Genomic DNA, 809 nt, shown 5'->3' with positions numbered 1-809 from the left:
GGTTCTGTTGCAAAGTTTAAAAAAATAGAGAACGGATTATAAAGTGGTGTTTGGGTTTAAGCAACCGCTACTAATTTTTGTAGCTCATTGTACGCCGAAAAGACGGAGTCTAATTCAAGACTTCGTCTCTGTTTATATATAGCCTGAATTGTTTCAATCCCTTTTATAGTACGAGAAGCCTGACGGATACTTTGGAATCCAGAAGATTTGGCAAAGCGTCGTTTTACATGTCGATGATCTTGTTCGATAAGATTATTACGATATTTGATGGTACAGTGATTGGTATGTGTATAATAATCGTCTTTCTTCAATTTTTTGAATGCACAAAGCAAAGCCGGTGCCTTGTCTGTCGTAAGAACCGATGGTTCTCCAAAAGCTTTGACGAGTCGCTTCATAAACATATAAGCCGCTTGATGATCACGAGTTCTACGAAGTTGAATATCCAAAGTATGTCCATCTCCATCAATTGCACGATACAGATAGCGCCACTCCCCTTTCACTTTGATGTAAGTCTCATCTAAATGCCAAACAGGGTGTGTCGCTTTGTTTTTCTTTTTCCAGATTTGATAAATCAAATTGCCATATTCATGAACCCAACGCATGATGGTCGTAGGATGAACGGATATGCCACGTTCTTTCAAGATTTCAGAAACATCACGATAGCTTAAAGAAAAACGACAATAATAGCCGACGGCTACCAAGATAATATTTCTCTCGAATTGTTTTCCTTTAAAATATCCCATATGGTATGCTCCTCATCTCATTTTTCCTACAGTTTAGCTCAGCTCAAAAAACTTTGCAACAGAACC

1 protein-coding gene is annotated in these 809 nt (G+C 38.2%); it reads right to left on the bottom strand.

Features of this window, described 5'->3' with window-relative positions; translation table 11 throughout:
* Window positions 1–56: 56 nt before the first annotated feature.
* Complete coding sequence (locus tag ACQGS6_RS29405) at window positions 57–743, bottom strand: IS6 family transposase (RefSeq protein WP_426966103.1); 687 nt, start codon at window positions 741–743, stop codon at window positions 57–59.
* Window positions 744–809 lie beyond the last annotated feature (66 nt).

The sequence above is a fragment of the Bacillus sp. GMs2/2 genome (assembly GCF_050172095.1).
Taxonomy (GTDB): Bacteria; Bacillota; Bacilli; order Bacillales; family Bacillaceae_G; genus Bacillus_A; species Bacillus_A cereus.
Note: the sequence above shows the minus strand (reverse complement) of the source record. Positions and strands in the feature narration are given on the sequence as shown.